This window comes from Nocardioides sp. NPDC057772, from assembly GCF_042798075.1.
In the GTDB taxonomy this organism is placed as follows: Bacteria; Actinomycetota; Actinomycetes; order Propionibacteriales; family Nocardioidaceae; genus Nocardioides.
In genome coordinates this window covers 1-1418 of the sequence record NZ_JBHVKN010000390.1, presented here as the reverse complement: position 1 = coordinate 1418, position 1418 = coordinate 1, and the positions used below count along the sequence as shown (strand labels likewise).

The window sequence follows — 1418 nt, the reverse complement described above, 5'->3', positions numbered from 1 at the left end:
GGCACTGGTGCGCTCTGGCTCCGCGCCCCACCCCGAGGGCACGGAGGTGGATCCGGCAGCGTGGTGGACCGCGCTCGAGGCGGCCGCGGAGGCGGCCGGCGGGCTCGACGACGTCGCCGCCGTCTCCGTCGGTGGTCAGCAGCACGGGATGGTCTGCCTGGACGAGGCCGGAGAGGTCGTACGCCCCGCCCTGCTGTGGAACGACACCCGCTCGGCGGGCGCCGCTGCTGCGCTCAACACCGAGCTGGGTGCCACGGCCTGGGCCGAGGCCGTCGGCTCTGTCCAGGTGGCCAGCTTCACGGCCACCAAGCTGCGCTGGCTGGCCGAGCACGAGCCCGACGCCGCGGCCCGGGTCGCGGCGGTCTGTCTTCCGCACGACTGGCTGACCTGGAAGCTCGGCGGCGCGCAGGGGCTGGAGACGCTGCGTACGGACCGCAGCGACGCCAGCGGCACCGGCTACTACTCCGCGGTGACCGGCGAATACCGCCGCGACCTGCTCAAGCGCGCGCTCGGGCGCGACGACGTCGTGCTGCCGGAGGTGCTCGCGCCGACGGCGTCGGCGGGACGTACGCCTGCGGGGGCGCTGCTCGGCCCCGGCTGCGGCGACAACGCCGGTGCTGCGCTGGGCGTGGGTGCCCGGCCCGGCGACGTGGTCGTCTCCATCGGCACCTCCGGCGTGGCCTGCGCGGTCTCGGAGACGCCGACCTCCGACGCCTCGGGGACGGTGGCCGGCTTCGCCGACGCCACCGGCCGCTACCTGCCCCTGGTCGCGACCCTCAACGCCGCGCGCGTCCTCGACGCCACCACCCGGCTTCTCGGGGTCAGCCACGAGGAGCTCTCCCGGCTGGCGCTCTCGGCGCCCTCGGGGTCGGGCGGCCTCGTCCTCGTGCCCTACCTCGAGGGCGAGCGCACCCCTGACCGTCCCTCGGCCCGAGGGGTGATCCACGGTCTGACCCTCGCGACCGCCGAGCCCGCCCACCTGGCGCGCGCGGCCGTCGAGGGACTGCTGTGTGGTCTCGCCGACGGCATCGACGCGCTCAAGGCCCAAGGCGTCGCGGTCAACCGCGTCCTCCTCGTCGGCGGCGGAGCCCGCTCCGAGGCCGTACGCCGCCTCGCCCCCGTCGTCCTCGGCCACCCCGTGCTCGTCCCCGAGCCGGGGGAGTACGTCGCCGACGGCGCCGCCCGCCAGGCCGCCTGGACCCTCCTCGGCGGCGACGAGCCGCCGTCCTGGGAGCTCGCCGGGACCAAGACGTACGATGCCGACCCCGCCCCCGCCGTCCGCGCCCGCTACGCCGAGGTCCGCGACCTGACCGAAGGCGTCTAGCCGAGACGTCACCCCGGTCGGCCGAGACGTCACCCCGGTCGGCCGAGACGTCACCCCGGTCGGCCGAGACGTCACCCCGGTCGGCCGAGACGTC

General features: G+C 76.4%; 1 protein-coding gene. It reads left to right on the top strand.

The window, feature by feature from the left end; all coding sequences use genetic code 11:
* Window positions 1-1324 (top strand): xylulokinase (xylB, locus tag ACFVJS_RS27945; protein WP_378886798.1); only part of this gene is annotated, 1324 nt, incomplete at its 5' end.
* Between the last annotated feature and the right edge of the window lie 94 nt (window positions 1325-1418).